The organism is Bacillus sp. UNC125MFCrub1.1 (assembly GCF_000701305.1).
GTDB lineage: Bacteria > Bacillota > Bacilli > Bacillales > Bacillaceae > Bacillus > Bacillus altitudinis.
Map to the genome: position 1 here is coordinate 999,072 of NZ_JNIG01000009.1, position 16,226 is coordinate 1,015,297.

Genomic DNA, 16,226 nt, shown 5'->3' on the forward strand with positions numbered 1-16,226 from the left:
TCCTTTCTACTCTGCTATCTTCGCAATACGTCCCTGCTCCAAATACACTAAAAGGATAGAAATATCAGCAGGGTTAACGCCTGAAATACGAGAAGCCTGTGCAACAGAAAGCGGTCGGACTTCTTTTAGCTTTTGCTTCGCTTCAGTTGCAATCCCTTTGATGGCATCATAATCGATTCGATCCGGAATCTTTTTGTTTTCCATCTTTTTCAGCTTTTCAACTTGTTGGAGCGACTTTTCGATATAACCTTCATATTTAATTTGAATCTCTACCTGTTCACACACATCAGCAGGAAGCGATGTGTCAGCAGGAGCTAGTTTCACAACAGATTCATAGTTCATCTCTGGGCGCTTCATCAGATCACTAGCGCGAATACCGTCCTTCAATTCACTTCCACCAAGTGAACGAATATATTCCTGTGTCTCTACTGTAGGTTTAATAATGACAGAATATAAACGTTTTTTCTCTGCTTCAATGGCCTCTTTTTTCTGTGTGAATGCTTGGAATCTCTCTTCAGAAATTAAACCAATGTTATATCCAAGTTCCGTTAATCTTAAATCAGCATTGTCATGACGCAGAAGTAAGCGGTACTCTGCACGAGAAGTTAAAAGACGGTAAGGTTCATTTGTACCCTTCGTGACAAGATCATCAATGAGAACACCGATATATGCATCAGATCGGCTTAAAATGACTTCTTCTTTACCCAATGCTTTTCTTCCTGCATTGATACCTGCCATAATTCCTTGACCTGCAGCTTCCTCATAACCAGAGGTACCATTGATTTGGCCAGCTGTATATAATCCAGAAATTTTCTTCGTCTCAAGTGTCGGCCACAATTGTGTAGGCACAATCGCATCATACTCAATGGCATAACCCGCTCGCATCATTTGTACATTTTCAAGCCCTGGAATGGTTGACAGCATTCGCTGCTGTACATCCTCTGGCAGACTTGTAGATAAACCTTGAACATACACTTCTTGCGTATTACGGCCTTCTGGCTCTAAGAAAATTTGATGTCTCGGTTTATCATTAAAACGAACCACCTTATCCTCAATAGACGGGCAGTATCTAGGACCTGTTCCTTTAATCATACCTGAATACATAGGAGAACGGTGAAGATTCTCATCAATAATTTGATGAGTCTCTAAACTCGTGTATGTTAACCAGCATGGTAATTGATCTGTAATATATTCCACAGTTTCATAAGAAAACGCACGTGGTACATCGTCACCTGGTTGAATTTCCGTCTTACTATAATCAATCGAGTGGCTGTTTACTCGAGGTGGTGTCCCAGTTTTAAAGCGAACCAAATCGAATCCTAATTCTGCTAGATGATCCGATAATTTAATGGAAGGCTGCTGATTATTAGGACCGCTTGAATAAGAAAGATCCCCTAAAATAATGCGGCCTTTTAAGAAAGTACCAGTCGTTAGGACAACAGACTTCGCGCGATAATTTGCACCTGTTTGAGTCACAACACCTTTACATTCATCATCTTCTACAATTAAATGGTCTACCATCCCTTGCAGCATTGTTAAGTTTGGTTCATTTTCCATTGTTTTTTTCATTTCGTGCTGATATTGAAACTTATCTGCTTGCGCTCTTAACGCACGGACAGCAGGTCCCTTCCCAGTATTCAGCATACGCATTTGAATATGTGTCTTATCTATATTTCGTGCCATTTCTCCGCCTAGCGCATCAATTTCTCTGACGACAATCCCTTTAGCGGGACCTCCTACGGACGGATTACATGGCATAAAAGCAACCATATCGAGATTGATGGTCAATACAAGTGTTTTGGCGCCCTGTCTTGCAGAAGCAAGAGCAGCCTCAACACCAGCATGACCGGCACCGACGACGATTACATCATATTGGCCAGCTTCATAACCCATTTCTTTTGTTCCTCCCTTTACTTTCCTAAACAGAATTGAGAGAATAACTGATCAATTAAGCTTTCATGAACAGCATCCCCAATAATTTCACCTAGCTGCTCCCAACAGCGTGTTAAATCTATTTGAACAATGTCGATCGGTACATCCATTTCAATTCCTTCTAGAGCATCTTCAATCGATTGTTTTGCTTCTTGAAGGAGCGCAATATGCCTAGTATTGCTCACATACGTTAAATCTCCACTTTCAATTGAGCCTGTGAAGAATAAAGATTGAATGGCCATTTCAAGCTCATCAATCCCTTTTTCTTGTAATAAAGATGTTGTAACAACCGGACGATCCTTCGCTAACTCTTTTACCTTTTCTACATCAAGTTTAGGCTCAAGATCTGTCTTATTGACAATCACAATAATATCCATACCTGAGACAGCCTCAAATAGCTTAATATCTTCCTCAGATAACTCTTCACTATAATTGAGCACAAGTAAAATCAGGTCAGCTTCTTTTAAGACCTGTCTTGATCGCTCGACCCCAATACGCTCAACAATGTCTTCAGTCTCACGTATACCCGCAGTATCTACTAAACGGAGCGGTACTCCTCTTACATTCACATATTCCTCGATGACATCTCTGGTTGTTCCAGGAATATCGGTCACAATCGCCTTTGTTTCCTGAACAAGACTATTTAATAAGGAAGACTTCCCAACATTTGGCCTTCCAATAATAACAGTAGATAAGCCCTCACGTAGGATTTTCCCCTGCTGTGAAGTCGTTAGAAGCGATTCAATTTCCTTTTTCACAGATGTCGCCTTTTCAACTAATACTCGATGTGTCATTTCTTCCACATCGTCATACTCTGGATAATCAATATTCACTTCTACATGGGCAAGTGTCTCCAATATCTCACCACGAAGACGTTTAATCAAACCGGAGAGACGTCCCTCCATTTGAGTCATTGCGACATTCATCGCACGGTCAGTTTTTGCACGAATCAAGTCCATTACGGCTTCTGCTTGTGACAAGTCGATTCTTCCATTTAGGAAAGCACGTTTTGTAAACTCACCTGGCTCCGCTAATCTCGCTCCTTCTTTTAAAGCAAGCTGCAAGACTTTATTGACCGTGACAATTCCGCCATGGCAGTTGATCTCAATAACGTCTTCTCTCGTAAATGTTTTTGGCGCTCTTAATACAGACACCATGACCTCTTCTATCACTTGCTCGGTATTTGAATCTACAATATGACCATAATGAATGGTATGAGAATCCACTGATACAAGTTTTTTTTCCTTAGGCCCCTTATACATGCGATCAGCAATCTGAACTGCATCAGGCCCGCTTAAACGTATAATGGCAATTGCCCCTTCACCCATTGGTGTAGAAATTGCTGCAATTGTATCCACCGCTCATTCACCTCTTTCTCTATTCAATAGACAGTCTTATATCTATTAAATGGACGTTGTCCATCTCTATATCAAAAACGCTTAATCCAAAATTTAAAGATACCACAAATGCATGCGAAGCGAAAGTAGCCCACATTTAATTATCCACAGTTTTGCACCCTGTCTATTTTAACACTTAACTTATCCACATGTGAATAACGACGTTCTAAACTTGTCTTCACATCTTACACCTAAATCCAATAAATTAAAACGTCCTTCTCCCTTTGCAACTAAGGGAAAATGACGTTTTCGATTTAAATAACACACTAACTTTTTAGAAATAAAGGATTAATCTACTATTAAAAGGTAATTTTTCAATAAAAAAAGACTAAAATCCAGCTTTGCTGAATCTTAGCCTTTCTGTTATTTTTTATACATCACCACAACATGACGCTTGCTGCCTGTATCTTCGGATGCCGTGGCAAGTTCTTTAGAAAATGCTGCAATCGTATCATGAACGACTTTTCGTTCATTCGAAGGCATCGGTTCTAAATGAACCTTTCTCTTCGTTTTTAAAACACGATTTGCCGTTTTGATTGCGTATTGTTCAAGTGCTTCTTGTCGTTTCTTCCTATAATCTCCAATATCAATTGTAATATGATGATATTGATCAGAATAACGATTAAACACTAACTGCACCAAGGTTTCTAAAGAGTACAGTGTTTGTCCTCTTTTTCCAATCATTAATGAAGTTTTGTCTCCATCAATGTGAAAAGAGATCTTTTTCGTTTCTTTTTTCGAAACAATGTTTGCTTTAGGATCAATTGATTTAACAATTTTATCTAAATACTGTGTTGCTAATTTGAGCGCATCTCGCTTTTCTACTAACTTGACAACAGCTTGTCTTTTACCAAATAATCCTAAAAACCCTTTATTTCCTTCATCTACTATTGTGATATCCACTTCTTCTTGTAGTAGTTGAATTTGTTTCAGTCCGGAATCTACTGCTTCTTCGACTGTGCGACCGACAGCAGTTATTTCCTTCATTTTTTGTTCCCGCCAGCTTTTTCTTTTGTATCAACTTTTACTTGAGGTGTTTTAATGACCAACGTTTGAATGATCATGAAAATGTTACCTACAACCCAGTACAGTGAAAGTGCCGCTGGGAAACTGATTGCAAATACAATGATCATAATTGGCATCACCCAAAGCATAATCGCCATTTGAGGGTTGTCCGAAGGATTTCCAGCCATCATTAGCTTCTGCTGAATAAAAGTAGCTACACCTGCAATAATCGGTAGCAGGAATAATGGATCTGGACTGCCTAAGTCAAACCATAAGAAAGTATGCTTCTTGATTTCAGCTGTTCTCATGATCGCATGATAAAAACCAATTAAGATTGGCATTTGAATTAAGATTGGGAAACACCCTGCTAATGGATTTACACCATTCTTTTGGAAAAGAGCCATTGTTTCCTGTTGAAGCTGCTGCTGTGTTTTTTGATCTTTTGAGCTATATTTTTCACGAAGCTTCTTTAGTTCTGGCTGAAGTGCTTGCATTGCTTTTGTACTTCTTAACTGTTTAATCATTAATGGTAAAATGAGCAAACGAATCAAAAGAGTTACAATAATAATCGCTACACCATAGTTTTCACCAGTTAAGTTTGCCATGTAAGTGATTAATTGAGATAGCGGGTATACAATGTAAGAATTCCAGAATCCCTTACTATCTGATGTGATTGGTTCATTGATTTGTGTACATCCTGCCAATAGAACCAACACGCCAATCAAGCTAAATATTAGTAATAATCGCCTTTTCAACAAGATTCCTCCCATTACTTCAAACTTTATTTAAGTTGGAATTGATTACGAAAGTGACTCACCTAATCAGTATGGTAACATTTTTTCATTACAAAGTGGTGGTTTCATTTTAATTCACTAGATGAAGGAAGCGCTTTTAAAAATTGATTCAACGAAAGTTTCTATTACGAAGACTTTTTCGGTTGTTGTTGATAAACAGCGGATTTTCTAAATAAATGCTGGAGAGACTTCTTTGTTTCTTCAAAGGTCAATTCGCTTGCTGGTTTTCGTGCGATAACAATGTAGTCTTTTTCTTGCTTTAGCTTATGACCTTCCTCTAAGAACACCTGACGGATCAATCGTTTAATCCGGTTTCTTATCACTGCATTACCTATCTTCTTACTGACAGACAATCCTAAACGCAGTTCTTCTTGATCTGGTTGGTCCAGCTGATAAATGACGAATTGGCGATTAGCCATTGATTGACCTTTTTTGAACACTGTTTGAAACTCTTCATTTTTTTTTAGCCTGTTTCGCTTCTTCATGTTTTCTTCCACTCCGATAAAAACTGACAATTCATTTACGATTTTATGTAAAAAAGACCACTGACATTATTCAGTGGCCTAAGCTGATAATTTTTTTCTACCTTTGCTGCGGCGTCGCTTTAAAACTAGACGTCCGTTTTTAGAACTCATACGGCTGCGGAAGCCATGAACTTTACTACGCTTACGGTTATTTGGTTGAAACGTTCTTTTCATTTATGACACCTCCCTGAGGAATAGCTGTTTAAGACAGTCTAACTCATTATATTTGTGTAACCCATCGATTGTCAATATCAATGATAAAACTCTTATTATCAACCTTATAAGCATAACACAAGTTATCAAGTGAAGAAACCTTCTTTTTTAGTTTCCAGCATTTTATTCTTTTTTTCCTTCAAAAAAACCTTCAAAACAAGGTTGTGGATATTTTTCCGGCATATTTTGACTATCCACATCCATTATCGACATTTTTTTCACACAAATAACCTATGTGGATAATTATTTTTCAACAGGATGTAAAGTGTGTGGATAAGTTTGTGACACCCATTGCACCATCTTGTTTATTTTGATATTATATTTGTGTTTTAACTCTTAATTACTTATCTGGCCTATTTATCTTATCCACAATTTGTGGATAACCTGTGGAAAGTTATTACACAGCTTGTTGAATTGTTTATCCACAACCTGTGTAATTTGTCGAAAAGACGTTTTTCTACTATATTAATTGTTTTCAACAAAGTATGTGCACGAATGGTGATGACCATTTGCTCTTTTTCGTGTTCTATAACAGTTTGATACTGGTCATTTTAAAAAGAAAAGGAGGGGGGAGAAGCCTTATGGAAAATATTTTGGATCTGTGGAATAAAGCACTTCAAAAAATAGAGACAAAATTGAGCAAACCTAGTTTTGAAACATGGATGAAGTCCACTAAAGCCCATTCTCTTCAAGGAGATACGCTGACTATTACTGCACCTAATGAATTTGCAAGAGACTGGCTCGAGTCAAGATACCTTCACTTAATTGCAGATACCATCTATGAACTGACAGGCGAAGAGCTCAGCATCAAATTTATTATTCCTCAAAATCAGGACGAAGAGGAAGCCATGCCAAAATCTCCAATCAAAAAAATGTCGAAAGAAGAACCCGTTGAAATTCCACAAAATATGCTGAATCCAAAATATACATTTGATACTTTTGTTATTGGTTCAGGCAACCGTTTTGCTCATGCCGCTTCACTTGCAGTCGCAGAAGCACCAGCAAAAGCATATAACCCGCTTTTTATTTATGGGGGCGTTGGTTTAGGAAAGACTCACTTAATGCATGCGATCGGTCATTACGTCATCGACCATAATCCATCAGCCAAAGTGGTCTATCTATCATCTGAAAAATTTACAAATGAATTTATCAACTCAATCCGGGACAACAAAGCAGTCGATTTCCGTAATCGCTATCGGAATGTAGATGTGCTTTTGATAGATGATATTCAATTTTTAGCAGGAAAAGAACAAACACAAGAAGAGTTTTTCCATACATTCAACACACTTCACGAAGAAAGTAAGCAAATCGTCATTTCTAGTGACCGTCCGCCAAAGGAAATTCCGACACTTGAAGACAGATTACGCTCTCGATTCGAATGGGGCTTAATTACAGACATTACCCCGCCAGATCTAGAAACGCGTATTGCGATCTTACGTAAAAAAGCAAAAGCAGAAGGTTTAGACATTCCGAATGAAGTCATGCTTTATATTGCCAATCAAATCGACAGCAACATTCGGGAACTGGAAGGTGCTTTGATTCGTGTTGTTGCTTACTCTTCTTTAATCAATAAAGACATCAATGCTGATCTAGCAGCTGAAGCCCTAAAGGACATCATTCCTTCATCGAAACCTAAGGTGATTACAATTAAAGATATTCAAAGAATTGTAGGGCAGCAATTTAATATTCGATTAGAAGATTTCAAAGCGAAGAAACGTACGAAATCAGTTGCTTATCCAAGACAAATTGCGATGTATCTCTCTAGAGAAATGACAGATTCCTCTCTACCTAAAATCGGAGAAGAATTTGGCGGACGAGATCATACGACCGTCATTCATGCTCATGAGAAAATTTCAAAATTAATCGTTGAAGATGAACAGCTTCAGCAGCATGTCAAAGAGATCAAAGAACAACTAAAATAATCAAGCTGATAAGATAAGTACGGGAAAATGTGAATAACTAGAGCATAGTCATACACAGTCTGTCCACATGTGGATAGGCTGTCTTTCCTTTCTTTCTACTGACTTATCCACATATTCACAAGCCCTACTAGTACTTCTACGATTTTTATTAAATAAATATATATACATGTCATTAAGAAAAATTAGGAGGACCACTATGAAATTCACGATTCAAAAAGATCGTCTTGTTGAAAGTGTCCAAGATGTATTAAAGGCCGTATCCTCTAGAACAACGATTCCTATTTTGACAGGGATTAAAATTGTTGCATCTGACGAAGGGGTTTCTCTCACAGGGAGCGATTCTGATATCTCAATCGAATCTTTTATTCCTCAAAGAGATGGAGATTTAGAAGTCATTACAATTGATCGACCAGGAAGTATTGTGCTGCAAGCCCGCTTCTTTAGCGAAATCGTTAAGAAACTGCCTATGTCTACTGTCGAAATTGAGGTAGAACAAAATCATCTGACCATCATCCGCTCTGGTTCAGCAGAATTTAATTTAAACGGCTTAGATGCTGAAGAATATCCGCATCTGCCACAAATTGAAGAGCATCATGCTTTTCAAATTCCAACAGATTTGCTTAAAAACCTTATCCGTCAAACGGTTTTCGCAGTGTCCACCTCAGAAACACGACCTATCTTGACAGGTGTAAACTGGAAGGTTGAAAAAGGTGAATTAATATGCACAGCAACGGATAGTCATCGTCTTGCTTTAAGAAAAGCGAAGTTGGATATTAACGAGGAAAGCTCGTACAATGTGGTCATTCCTGGAAAGAGTTTAACAGAGCTAAGTAAAATTCTTGATGATGGACAAGATCTTGTGAGCATCGTCATTACGGAGACACAGGTTCTCTTTAAAGCACAGAACGTGCTGTTCTTCTCAAGATTGCTGGATGGTAATTACCCAGATACAGCTCGCCTCATTCCGCAAGAAAGTAAAACGGATGTAGTGGTGAATACGAAAGAATTCCTTCAAGCGATTGATCGCGCGTCACTTTTAGCAAGAGAAGGGCGTAACAACGTTGTGAAGCTTTCTGCTGATCCTGCGCAAAGCCTTGAAATTTCTTCTAATTCGCCTGAAATCGGTAAAGTAGTTGAAACGGTGCAAGCAGATGACATTAAAGGGGAGGATCTCAAAATCTCTTTCAGTCCGAAATATATGCTTGATGCTTTAAAAGTATTAGAGGGAACAGAGATTCATGTCAGTTTCACTGGCGCAATGAGACCATTCCTATTACGCACGCCAAATGATGATTCCATTTTGCAATTGATTCTTCCAGTTAGAACGTATTAATTTGGTCTAAAATGGCTGCTGTGTGAGCGCACAGCAGCTTTTTTCCTCATTTCCTCAGCTTTCTTTCATCCCAGTTCGCTTTCCCCCTTTCCTTCTTGTCTTGTTTTTTAGTACAATTAGATATTAGTGATATTGAAAGAGGTCGATACAATGCCTAATCTGATAACGATTGAAACAGAAATGATTACATTAGGGCAGTTTTTGAAATTAGCCGAAGTCATTCAATCTGGTGGAATGGCGAAGTGGTTTTTAAGTGAACATGAGGTGTTCATCAATCAAGAGCCAGATAATAGACGGGGACGCAAATTATACCCAGGTGATGTTGTCGAGATAGAAGGTCACGGCACATTTCAAGTTGTGAATTAGAAACGGGTGACAATACATGTACATTCAAAGTCTGGCGTTAACTTCATACCGAAACTATGAACACACCGAGCTTCAATTCGACAATAAGGTGAATGTGATGATTGGTGAGAACGCCCAAGGTAAAACGAACCTGATGGAAGCGATCTATGTATTGTCGATGGCAAAGTCTCATCGTACGTCAAATGATAAAGAACTTATCCGATGGGACGAAGACTATGCTAAAATAGAAGGTAGAGTCATCAAAAAAAATGGTCCACTCCCCATGCAGCTCGTGATCTCAAAAAAAGGAAAAAAGGGCAAGGTCAATCACATTGAACAACAGAAACTCAGTCATTATGTTGGTGCCTTGAACACCATCATGTTTGCACCAGAGGATCTCAACCTTGTGAAAGGTAGCCCGCAAATCCGCAGAAGATTCCTCGACATGGAGATTGGACAAGTGTCTGCTGTCTACTTGCATGATTTATCGCTCTATCAAAAAATCCTCACTCAGCGAAATCATTACTTGAAACAATTGCAAACAAGAAAGCAAACGGATCAAGCGATGCTGGAGATTTTAACAGAGCAGTTGATTGATGCGGCAGCGAAGGTTGTCAAAAGACGACTGACTTTTACGAAACAACTCGAAAAATGGGCGCAGCCGCTGCATTTTGGGATTTCAAGAGAGCTGGAAACGCTCACGCTCCAATACCAGACGGCCATAGAGGTATCAGAAGCGTCAGACTTGTCGAAAATAAAAAATAGCTATGAAGAATCGTTTCAGAAACTAAGAGACAGAGAAATAGACCGAGGGGTGACGCTATGGGGGCCTCACAGAGATGATCTTCTTTTCTTTGTGAATGGTCGGGATGTTCAGACATATGGCTCTCAAGGGCAGCAAAGAACAACAGCTCTTTCACTAAAGCTGGCAGAAATTGATCTGATTCATGAAGAAATCGGTGAATACCCAATTCTTCTACTCGATGATGTTTTATCTGAACTTGATGATTACAGACAGTCTCATTTGCTCCATACCATTCAGGGACGTGTACAGACCTTTGTCACCACTACGAGTGTTGAAGGCATCGACCACGCCACCCTGAAAGAAGCGGAAATTTTCAGAGTAGCCAGTGGAAAAGTAATTGACTGATAAATGAGGTGTGAGTCTTGTATATTCATTTAGGTGATGATTGTGTTGTTTCTACACGAGAGATTGTCGCAATTGTTGATTACAAAATGAGGTCATCTTCTGTTGTAGAGGAATTTCTTCAAAAACAAGAAGAACAAATCATTTCGTTGTCACAAGGGACACCCAAATCCATCGTCGTCACAACTGAATCCGTGTATTACTCTCCTCTTTCCTCAAGCACGCTCAAAAAACGTGCTTCATTTGTGATTGAAATTGAAGTCTAAAAGCTCAATTCATATAAATATATCGTTTAAGAAAAGTGTAGGTGAATGTACGTGGCAATGGAACAGCAACATAATAGTTATGATGAAAATCAGATACAGGTGCTCGAAGGACTAGAAGCGGTTAGAAAACGTCCAGGAATGTACATTGGGTCAACCAGTGCAAAAGGACTTCACCATCTTGTATGGGAAATTGTCGACAACAGTATTGATGAGGCTTTAGCTGGTTATTGTACAGACATTACAGTGCAAATTGAAAAAGATAATAGCATCACAGTGAAAGATAACGGCCGCGGAATTCCTGTTGGGATTCACGAAAAAATGGGACGTCCTGCTGTAGAAGTCATTATGACGGTTCTTCACGCTGGTGGTAAATTTGACGGCAGCGGTTATAAAGTATCTGGCGGTCTGCATGGTGTAGGGGCATCTGTTGTTAATGCGTTATCTACGACCTTAGACGTGACTGTATACCGTGATGGAAAAATTCATTATCAACAATTCAAACGCGGTGTTCCAGTTGGAGATTTAGAGATCATTGGTGAAACAGATGTAACAGGGACAACCACTCATTTTGTGCCAGATCCAGAAATTTTCACTGAAACCATTGAATTTGATTACGACACACTTGCTAACCGTGTACGTGAGTTAGCTTTCTTAACAAAAGGCGTCAACATCATCATTGAAGACTTACGTGAAGGAAAAGAGCGAAGAAACGAATACTGCTATGAAGGCGGTATTAAGAGCTATGTAGAACATTTGAATCGCTCGAAGGAAGTCGTTCATGAAGAACCAGTTTACATCGAGGGTGAAAAAGACGGAATCACAGTTGAAGTTGCACTGCAATACAACGATTCCTATACAAGCAATATTTATTCTTTCGCCAACAACATCAACACATATGAAGGCGGAACACACGAAGCTGGCTTTAAAACCGGTCTGACGCGTGTCATCAATGATTATGCTCGTAAAAATGGCGTATTCAAAGATGGTGACTCGAATTTGAGCGGTGAAGATGTACGAGAAGGCTTAACAGCCATTATCTCTATCAAACATCCAGACCCTCAATTCGAAGGACAAACGAAGACAAAGCTCGGTAACTCAGAAGCAAGAACCATTACCGACTCCCTCTTCTCCGAAGCACTTGAGAAATTCCTCTTAGAGAACCCTGATGCTGCAAAGAAAATTGTGGAGAAAGGTGTGATGGCAGCTCGTGCAAGAATGGCTGCCAAAAAGGCACGTGAGCTGACAAGACGTAAAAGTGCACTGGAAGTCTCTAGCTTGCCTGGGAAACTGGCAGACTGTTCTTCTAAAGATCCTTCCATCTCTGAGCTTTATATCGTAGAGGGAGATTCTGCGGGCGGATCTGCTAAGCAAGGTCGTGATCGACATTTCCAAGCGATCTTACCGTTAAGAGGGAAGATCCTAAACGTTGAAAAAGCCCGACTAGATAAAATTTTATCTAACAACGAGGTTCGTTCAATGATTACAGCGCTAGGGACTGGAATCGGAGAAGACTTCACTTTAGAGAAAGCACGTTATCACAAAATTGTGATCATGACTGATGCTGATGTTGATGGAGCGCATATTCGGACGCTACTCCTAACATTCTTCTATCGCTACATGCGTGAAATCATTGAAAACGGTTATGTGTATATCGCACAGCCGCCTTTATATAAAGTGCAGCAAGGAAAACGTGTTGAATACGTGTATAACGATAAACAGCTAGATGAACTGTTAAAAACACTGCCTCAAACACCGAAACCTGGACTTCAGCGTTATAAAGGTCTTGGAGAGATGAATGCTACTCAGCTTTGGGAAACAACAATGGATCCTGATGCGAGAACACTTCTTCAAGTTACACTTGAGGATGCAATCGATGCTGATGAGACTTTTGAAATGCTAATGGGAGATAAAGTAGAGCCGAGACGTAACTTTATCGAAGAAAATGCACAATACGTAAAAAATCTTGATATTTAGATAGGTATCCCCCTTGAGAGCAACCTTATTTCTTGTTTGGAATAAGGTTGTTTTTCAAGAAACAGGGGCGTGAAACGAATGTCCTGGTTTTCTGCGTTTCGTTGATTTTCTAGTAAATAAATGTGTATAAAGGCAAGATTATTGATATAATGGAGAATAGTCTTGTGAAGATAAATACATATTTTACTCCCACATAATTTATTTCATGTGATACGTAAAGGGAGGTTCTTATAGTGAGTGAACAACATACACCAAATGTACGCGAAGTGAATATTAGCCATGAAATGCGTACGTCCTTTTTAGATTATGCAATGAGTGTTATTGTTTCGCGTGCATTACCAGATGTGCGAGACGGATTGAAGCCCGTGCATCGAAGAATTTTGTATGCGATGAATGACCTAGGTATGACAAGTGATAAACCATTTAAGAAATCTGCTCGTATCGTTGGGGAAGTTATCGGTAAGTACCACCCTCACGGTGATAGCGCTGTATATGAAGCGATGGTTCGGATGGCGCAAGATTTCAACTATCGTAATATGCTGGTTGAAGGGCACGGGAACTTTGGTTCTGTCGATGGAGACGGTGCAGCAGCCATGCGTTATACCGAGGCACGTCTTTCTAAAATTTCGATGGAGATCCTGCGTGATATCACAAAGGACACCATTGATTATCAAGATAACTACGATGGCAGCGAAAGAGAGCCAGTCGTTATGCCTGCTAGGTTCCCGAACTTATTAGTGAACGGGGCAACTGGAATTGCTGTAGGGATGGCAACGAATATCCCGCCTCACCAACTGGGTGAAGTGATTGATGGGGTATTGGCAATTAGTCAAAATCCTGAAATGACGACACAGGAACTAATGGACATCATTCCAGGTCCAGACTTCCCAACTGCGGGACAAATCATTGGCCGAAGCGGTATTCGTAAAGCGTATGAAACAGGACGCGGCTCTATTACATTACGTGCAAAGTCAAATATCGAAGAAACATCTAGTGGTAAGCAGCGCATTATCATCAATGAGATTCCTTACCAGGTTAACAAAGCTCGTTTGATCGAAAAAATCGCTGATCTTGTCCGTGATAAAAAGATTGATGGCATTACAGATCTTCGTGATGAATCTGACCGTAATGGAATGAGAATCGTCATTGAACTACGAAGAGACGCAAACGTCCATGTTCTATTAAACAATCTTTATAAACAAACGACACTTCAAACGTCTTTCGGTATTAACTTGCTTGCACTTGTTGATGGACAGCCGAAAGTGTTGTCTCTCAAACAATGTCTCGAATATTACCTTGAGCATCAGAAAGTGATCATTCGTCGAAGAACGGCGTATGAATTGCGTAAAGCAGAAGCAAGAGCTCATATTTTAGAAGGCTTAAGAATTGCGCTTGATCACTTAGATGAGGTCATTGCCTTAATTAGAGGCTCTCAAACTGCTGAAATTGCAAGAAATGGTTTGATGGAAAACTATAGCTTGTCTGAAAAACAAGCACAGGCCATTCTCGATATGCGACTCCAGCGTTTGACTGGTTTAGAAAGAGAGAAAATAGAAGATGAATACAAAGGGCTTGTTGAATTGATTGCTGAATTAAAAGCCATTTTAGCAGACAATGAGAAAGTTCTAGAAATCATTAGAGAAGAATTAACAGAAATCAAAGAACGCTTCAATGATACGCGCCGCACAGAAATTGTGACAGCGGGTATAGAAACAATTGAAGACGAAGATTTGATTCCTGTTGAAAATATTGTGATCACACTGACTCATAATGGTTATATTAAGCGCCTGCCTGCATCAACATACCGCAGTCAAAAAAGAGGCGGTAAAGGTGTACAAGGAATGGGAACCAACGAAGATGATTTCGTTGAACAGCTGATCTCAACATCTACGCACGATACGATTCTCTTCTTCTCTAATAAAGGGAAGGTCTATCGAGCGAAGGGCTATGAGATCCCTGAATTCGGACGAACAGCGAAAGGGATTCCGATTATTAACCTTCTTGAAGTAGAAAAGGGAGAGTGGATAAACGCCATTATTCCAGTCAGCGAATTTGATGAAGATTCGTATCTCTTCTTTACAACAAGACACGGTGTATCGAAACGAACGTCATTGTCTCAATTTGCAAACATCCGTAACAACGGTTTGATTGCACTCAGCCTGCGTGATGAAGATGAATTGATGGCTGTTCGTTTAACCAATGGTGAAAAACAAATCATCATCGGAACGAAAAAAGGAATGCTCATTCGTTTCGACGAGACAGATGTTCGTGAAATGGGACGTACAGCAGCTGGAGTTAAAGGGATCACACTTTCTGAAGATGACATCGTCGTTGGAATGGAAATCCTTGAGCCAGATGCAAATGTATTGATCGTAACGGAAAAAGGTTATGGTAAATTAACGCCTGAAAAAGAATATCGTGTCCAAAGCCGTGGTGGTAAAGGTCTGAAAACGTGCAAGATCACTGACAACAACGGTCCGCTTGTTGCGGTGAAGGCGACTAACGCTGAAGCTGAAGAAGACTTGATGATTATTACAGGCAGTGGTGTCATCATCCGTATGGCTGTTTCAGATATCTCCACAACTGGCCGAGTCACTCAAGGTGTCCGCCTGATCCGTCTAGGTGATGATGAACATGTCGCTACAGTGGCATTAGTAGAACAATCACCAGAAGACGATGAAGAGAATAGTGAAGAAAACGTAGAGTCAGATCAAGAGCAATCAGAGTAAAAATAAAGCCGGTTTTTCACCGGCTTTATTTTTTTATGAAAAAACATGATTTTTTTTGAAATTAATAATGCTTTTTTCATAGATATGTGTTAATCTTTCAAAGGAGCAAAAAGAGGCTCTATTTTTTATCTCTTTTACAACAAAACTTCTTAAAAAAATAAAATGTTTTTCAAGAAAAATGTTGACTGTTGATAGAGATATATGATATATTTAAGTGGTCGCTTTGAGAGAGTGACAAACAAGTTCTTTGAAAACTAAACAAGACAAAACGTACCTGTTAATTCGAGTTTTTATAAAAAATCCTATGATATTTCATAGGTAGTCAGTCAAACTGGCGAAAAACAAAACTTCGGTTTTGAACTTTTTCGGAGAGTTTGATCCTGGCTCAGGACGAACGCTGGCGGCGTGCCTAATACATGCAAGTCGAGCGGACAGAAGGGAGCTTGCTCCCGGATGTTAGCGGCGGACGGGTGAGTAACACGTGGGTAACCTGCCTGTAAGACTGGGATAACTCCGGGAAACCGGAGCTAATACCGGATAGTTCCTTGAACCGCATGGTTCAAGGATGAAAGACGGTTTCGGCTGTCACTTACAGATGGACCCGCGGCGCATTAGCTAGTTGGTGAGGTAACGGCTCACCAAGGC

General features: G+C 39.7%; 13 protein-coding genes and 1 rRNA gene. 8 read left to right on the forward strand and 6 right to left on the reverse strand.

What is annotated here, in order from left to right; translation table 11 throughout:
• Positions 1–6: 6 nt before the first annotated feature.
• The 6 genes from mnmG to rpmH form a co-directional block, all read right to left on the reverse strand.
• On the reverse strand, positions 7–1,893 hold the full coding sequence (mnmG, locus tag N521_RS05260) for a tRNA uridine-5-carboxymethylaminomethyl(34) synthesis enzyme MnmG (RefSeq protein WP_035390146.1): 1,887 nt from the start codon (positions 1,891–1,893) through the stop codon (positions 7–9).
• 17 nt (positions 1,894–1,910) lie between these two features.
• Entirely contained in the window at positions 1,911–3,290 is a 1,380-nt protein-coding gene (gene mnmE / locus N521_RS05265; protein WP_008347587.1) for a tRNA uridine-5-carboxymethylaminomethyl(34) synthesis GTPase MnmE, read from the reverse strand.
• A 402-nt stretch (positions 3,291–3,692) separates the two neighbouring features.
• A complete protein-coding gene (jag, locus tag N521_RS05270; protein ID WP_035390148.1) occupies positions 3,693–4,316 on the reverse strand; it encodes an RNA-binding cell elongation regulator Jag/EloR in 624 nt (207 codons plus the stop codon).
• On the reverse strand, positions 4,313–5,095 hold the full coding sequence (spoIIIJ, locus tag N521_RS05275) for a YidC family membrane integrase SpoIIIJ (protein ID WP_089374159.1): 783 nt from the start codon (positions 5,093–5,095) through the stop codon (positions 4,313–4,315). The genes jag and spoIIIJ overlap by 4 nt, the downstream gene beginning before the upstream one ends.
• Positions 5,096–5,253: 158 nt before the next feature.
• Positions 5,254–5,613: a ribonuclease P protein component gene (gene rnpA / locus N521_RS05280; RefSeq protein WP_035390150.1), complete on the reverse strand. Its 360-nt coding sequence runs from the start codon at positions 5,611–5,613 to the stop codon at positions 5,254–5,256.
• Between the two features lie 78 nt (positions 5,614–5,691).
• The gene (gene rpmH / locus N521_RS19085; RefSeq protein WP_008360908.1) at positions 5,692–5,826 is read right to left on the reverse strand and encodes a 50S ribosomal protein L34; all 135 of its coding nucleotides are present in this window, start codon (positions 5,824–5,826) and stop codon (positions 5,692–5,694) included.
• Between the two features lie 620 nt (positions 5,827–6,446).
• Between rpmH and dnaA the strand changes: the two genes are divergently transcribed.
• From dnaA to N521_RS05320, 8 genes are all read left to right on the forward strand, one after another.
• Complete coding sequence (gene dnaA / locus N521_RS05285) at positions 6,447–7,787, forward strand: chromosomal replication initiator protein DnaA (protein ID WP_008347594.1); 1,341 nt, start codon at positions 6,447–6,449, stop codon at positions 7,785–7,787.
• Between the two features lie 196 nt (positions 7,788–7,983).
• The gene (gene dnaN, locus N521_RS05290; protein ID WP_008347596.1) at positions 7,984–9,120 is read left to right on the forward strand and encodes a DNA polymerase III subunit beta; all 1,137 of its coding nucleotides are present in this window, start codon (positions 7,984–7,986) and stop codon (positions 9,118–9,120) included.
• Between the two features lie 150 nt (positions 9,121–9,270).
• Positions 9,271–9,486, forward strand: coding sequence for a S4 domain-containing protein YaaA (gene yaaA / locus N521_RS05295; RefSeq protein ID WP_008347598.1), 216 nt, complete (start codon positions 9,271–9,273; stop codon positions 9,484–9,486).
• A 16-nt stretch (positions 9,487–9,502) separates the two neighbouring features.
• A complete protein-coding gene (gene recF / locus N521_RS05300; protein ID WP_035390152.1) occupies positions 9,503–10,615 on the forward strand; it encodes a DNA replication/repair protein RecF in 1,113 nt (370 codons plus the stop codon).
• 17 nt (positions 10,616–10,632) lie between these two features.
• On the forward strand, positions 10,633–10,878 hold the full coding sequence (gene remB, locus N521_RS05305) for an extracellular matrix regulator RemB (RefSeq protein WP_008360920.1): 246 nt from the start codon (positions 10,633–10,635) through the stop codon (positions 10,876–10,878).
• Positions 10,879–10,935: 57 nt separating this feature from the next.
• Positions 10,936–12,852 carry a DNA topoisomerase (ATP-hydrolyzing) subunit B gene (gene gyrB, locus N521_RS05310; RefSeq protein WP_024718422.1) on the forward strand — a complete coding sequence of 639 codons (1,917 nt, stop codon included), beginning with the start codon at positions 10,936–10,938 and terminating at the stop codon, positions 12,850–12,852.
• Positions 12,853–13,085: 233 nt separating this feature from the next.
• Complete coding sequence (gyrA, locus tag N521_RS05315) at positions 13,086–15,581, forward strand: DNA gyrase subunit A (RefSeq protein ID WP_035390155.1); 2,496 nt, start codon at positions 13,086–13,088, stop codon at positions 15,579–15,581.
• Positions 15,582–15,943: 362 nt separating this feature from the next.
• Positions 15,944–16,226 (forward strand): 16S ribosomal RNA (locus tag N521_RS05320); the annotation flags it as partial.

Coding starts and splice junctions, on each gene's coding strand:
- yaaA (WP_008347598.1), top strand. CDS start 9,271: ATGCCTAATCTGATAACGATTGAAACAGAAATGATTACATTAGGGCAG.
- dnaN (WP_008347596.1), top strand. CDS start 7,984: ATGAAATTCACGATTCAAAAAGATCGTCTTGTTGAAAGTGTCCAAGAT.
- gyrB (WP_024718422.1), top strand. CDS start 10,936: ATGGAACAGCAACATAATAGTTATGATGAAAATCAGATACAGGTGCTC.
- jag (WP_035390148.1), bottom strand. CDS start 4,316: ATGAAGGAAATAACTGCTGTCGGTCGCACAGTCGAAGAAGCAGTAGAT.
- rnpA (WP_035390150.1), bottom strand. CDS start 5,613: ATGAAGAAGCGAAACAGGCTAAAAAAAAATGAAGAGTTTCAAACAGTG.
- recF (WP_035390152.1), top strand. CDS start 9,503: ATGTACATTCAAAGTCTGGCGTTAACTTCATACCGAAACTATGAACAC.
- dnaA (WP_008347594.1), top strand. CDS start 6,447: ATGGAAAATATTTTGGATCTGTGGAATAAAGCACTTCAAAAAATAGAG.
- rpmH (WP_008360908.1), bottom strand. CDS start 5,826: ATGAAAAGAACGTTTCAACCAAATAACCGTAAGCGTAGTAAAGTTCAT.
- mnmG (WP_035390146.1), bottom strand. CDS start 1,893: ATGGGTTATGAAGCTGGCCAATATGATGTAATCGTCGTCGGTGCCGGT.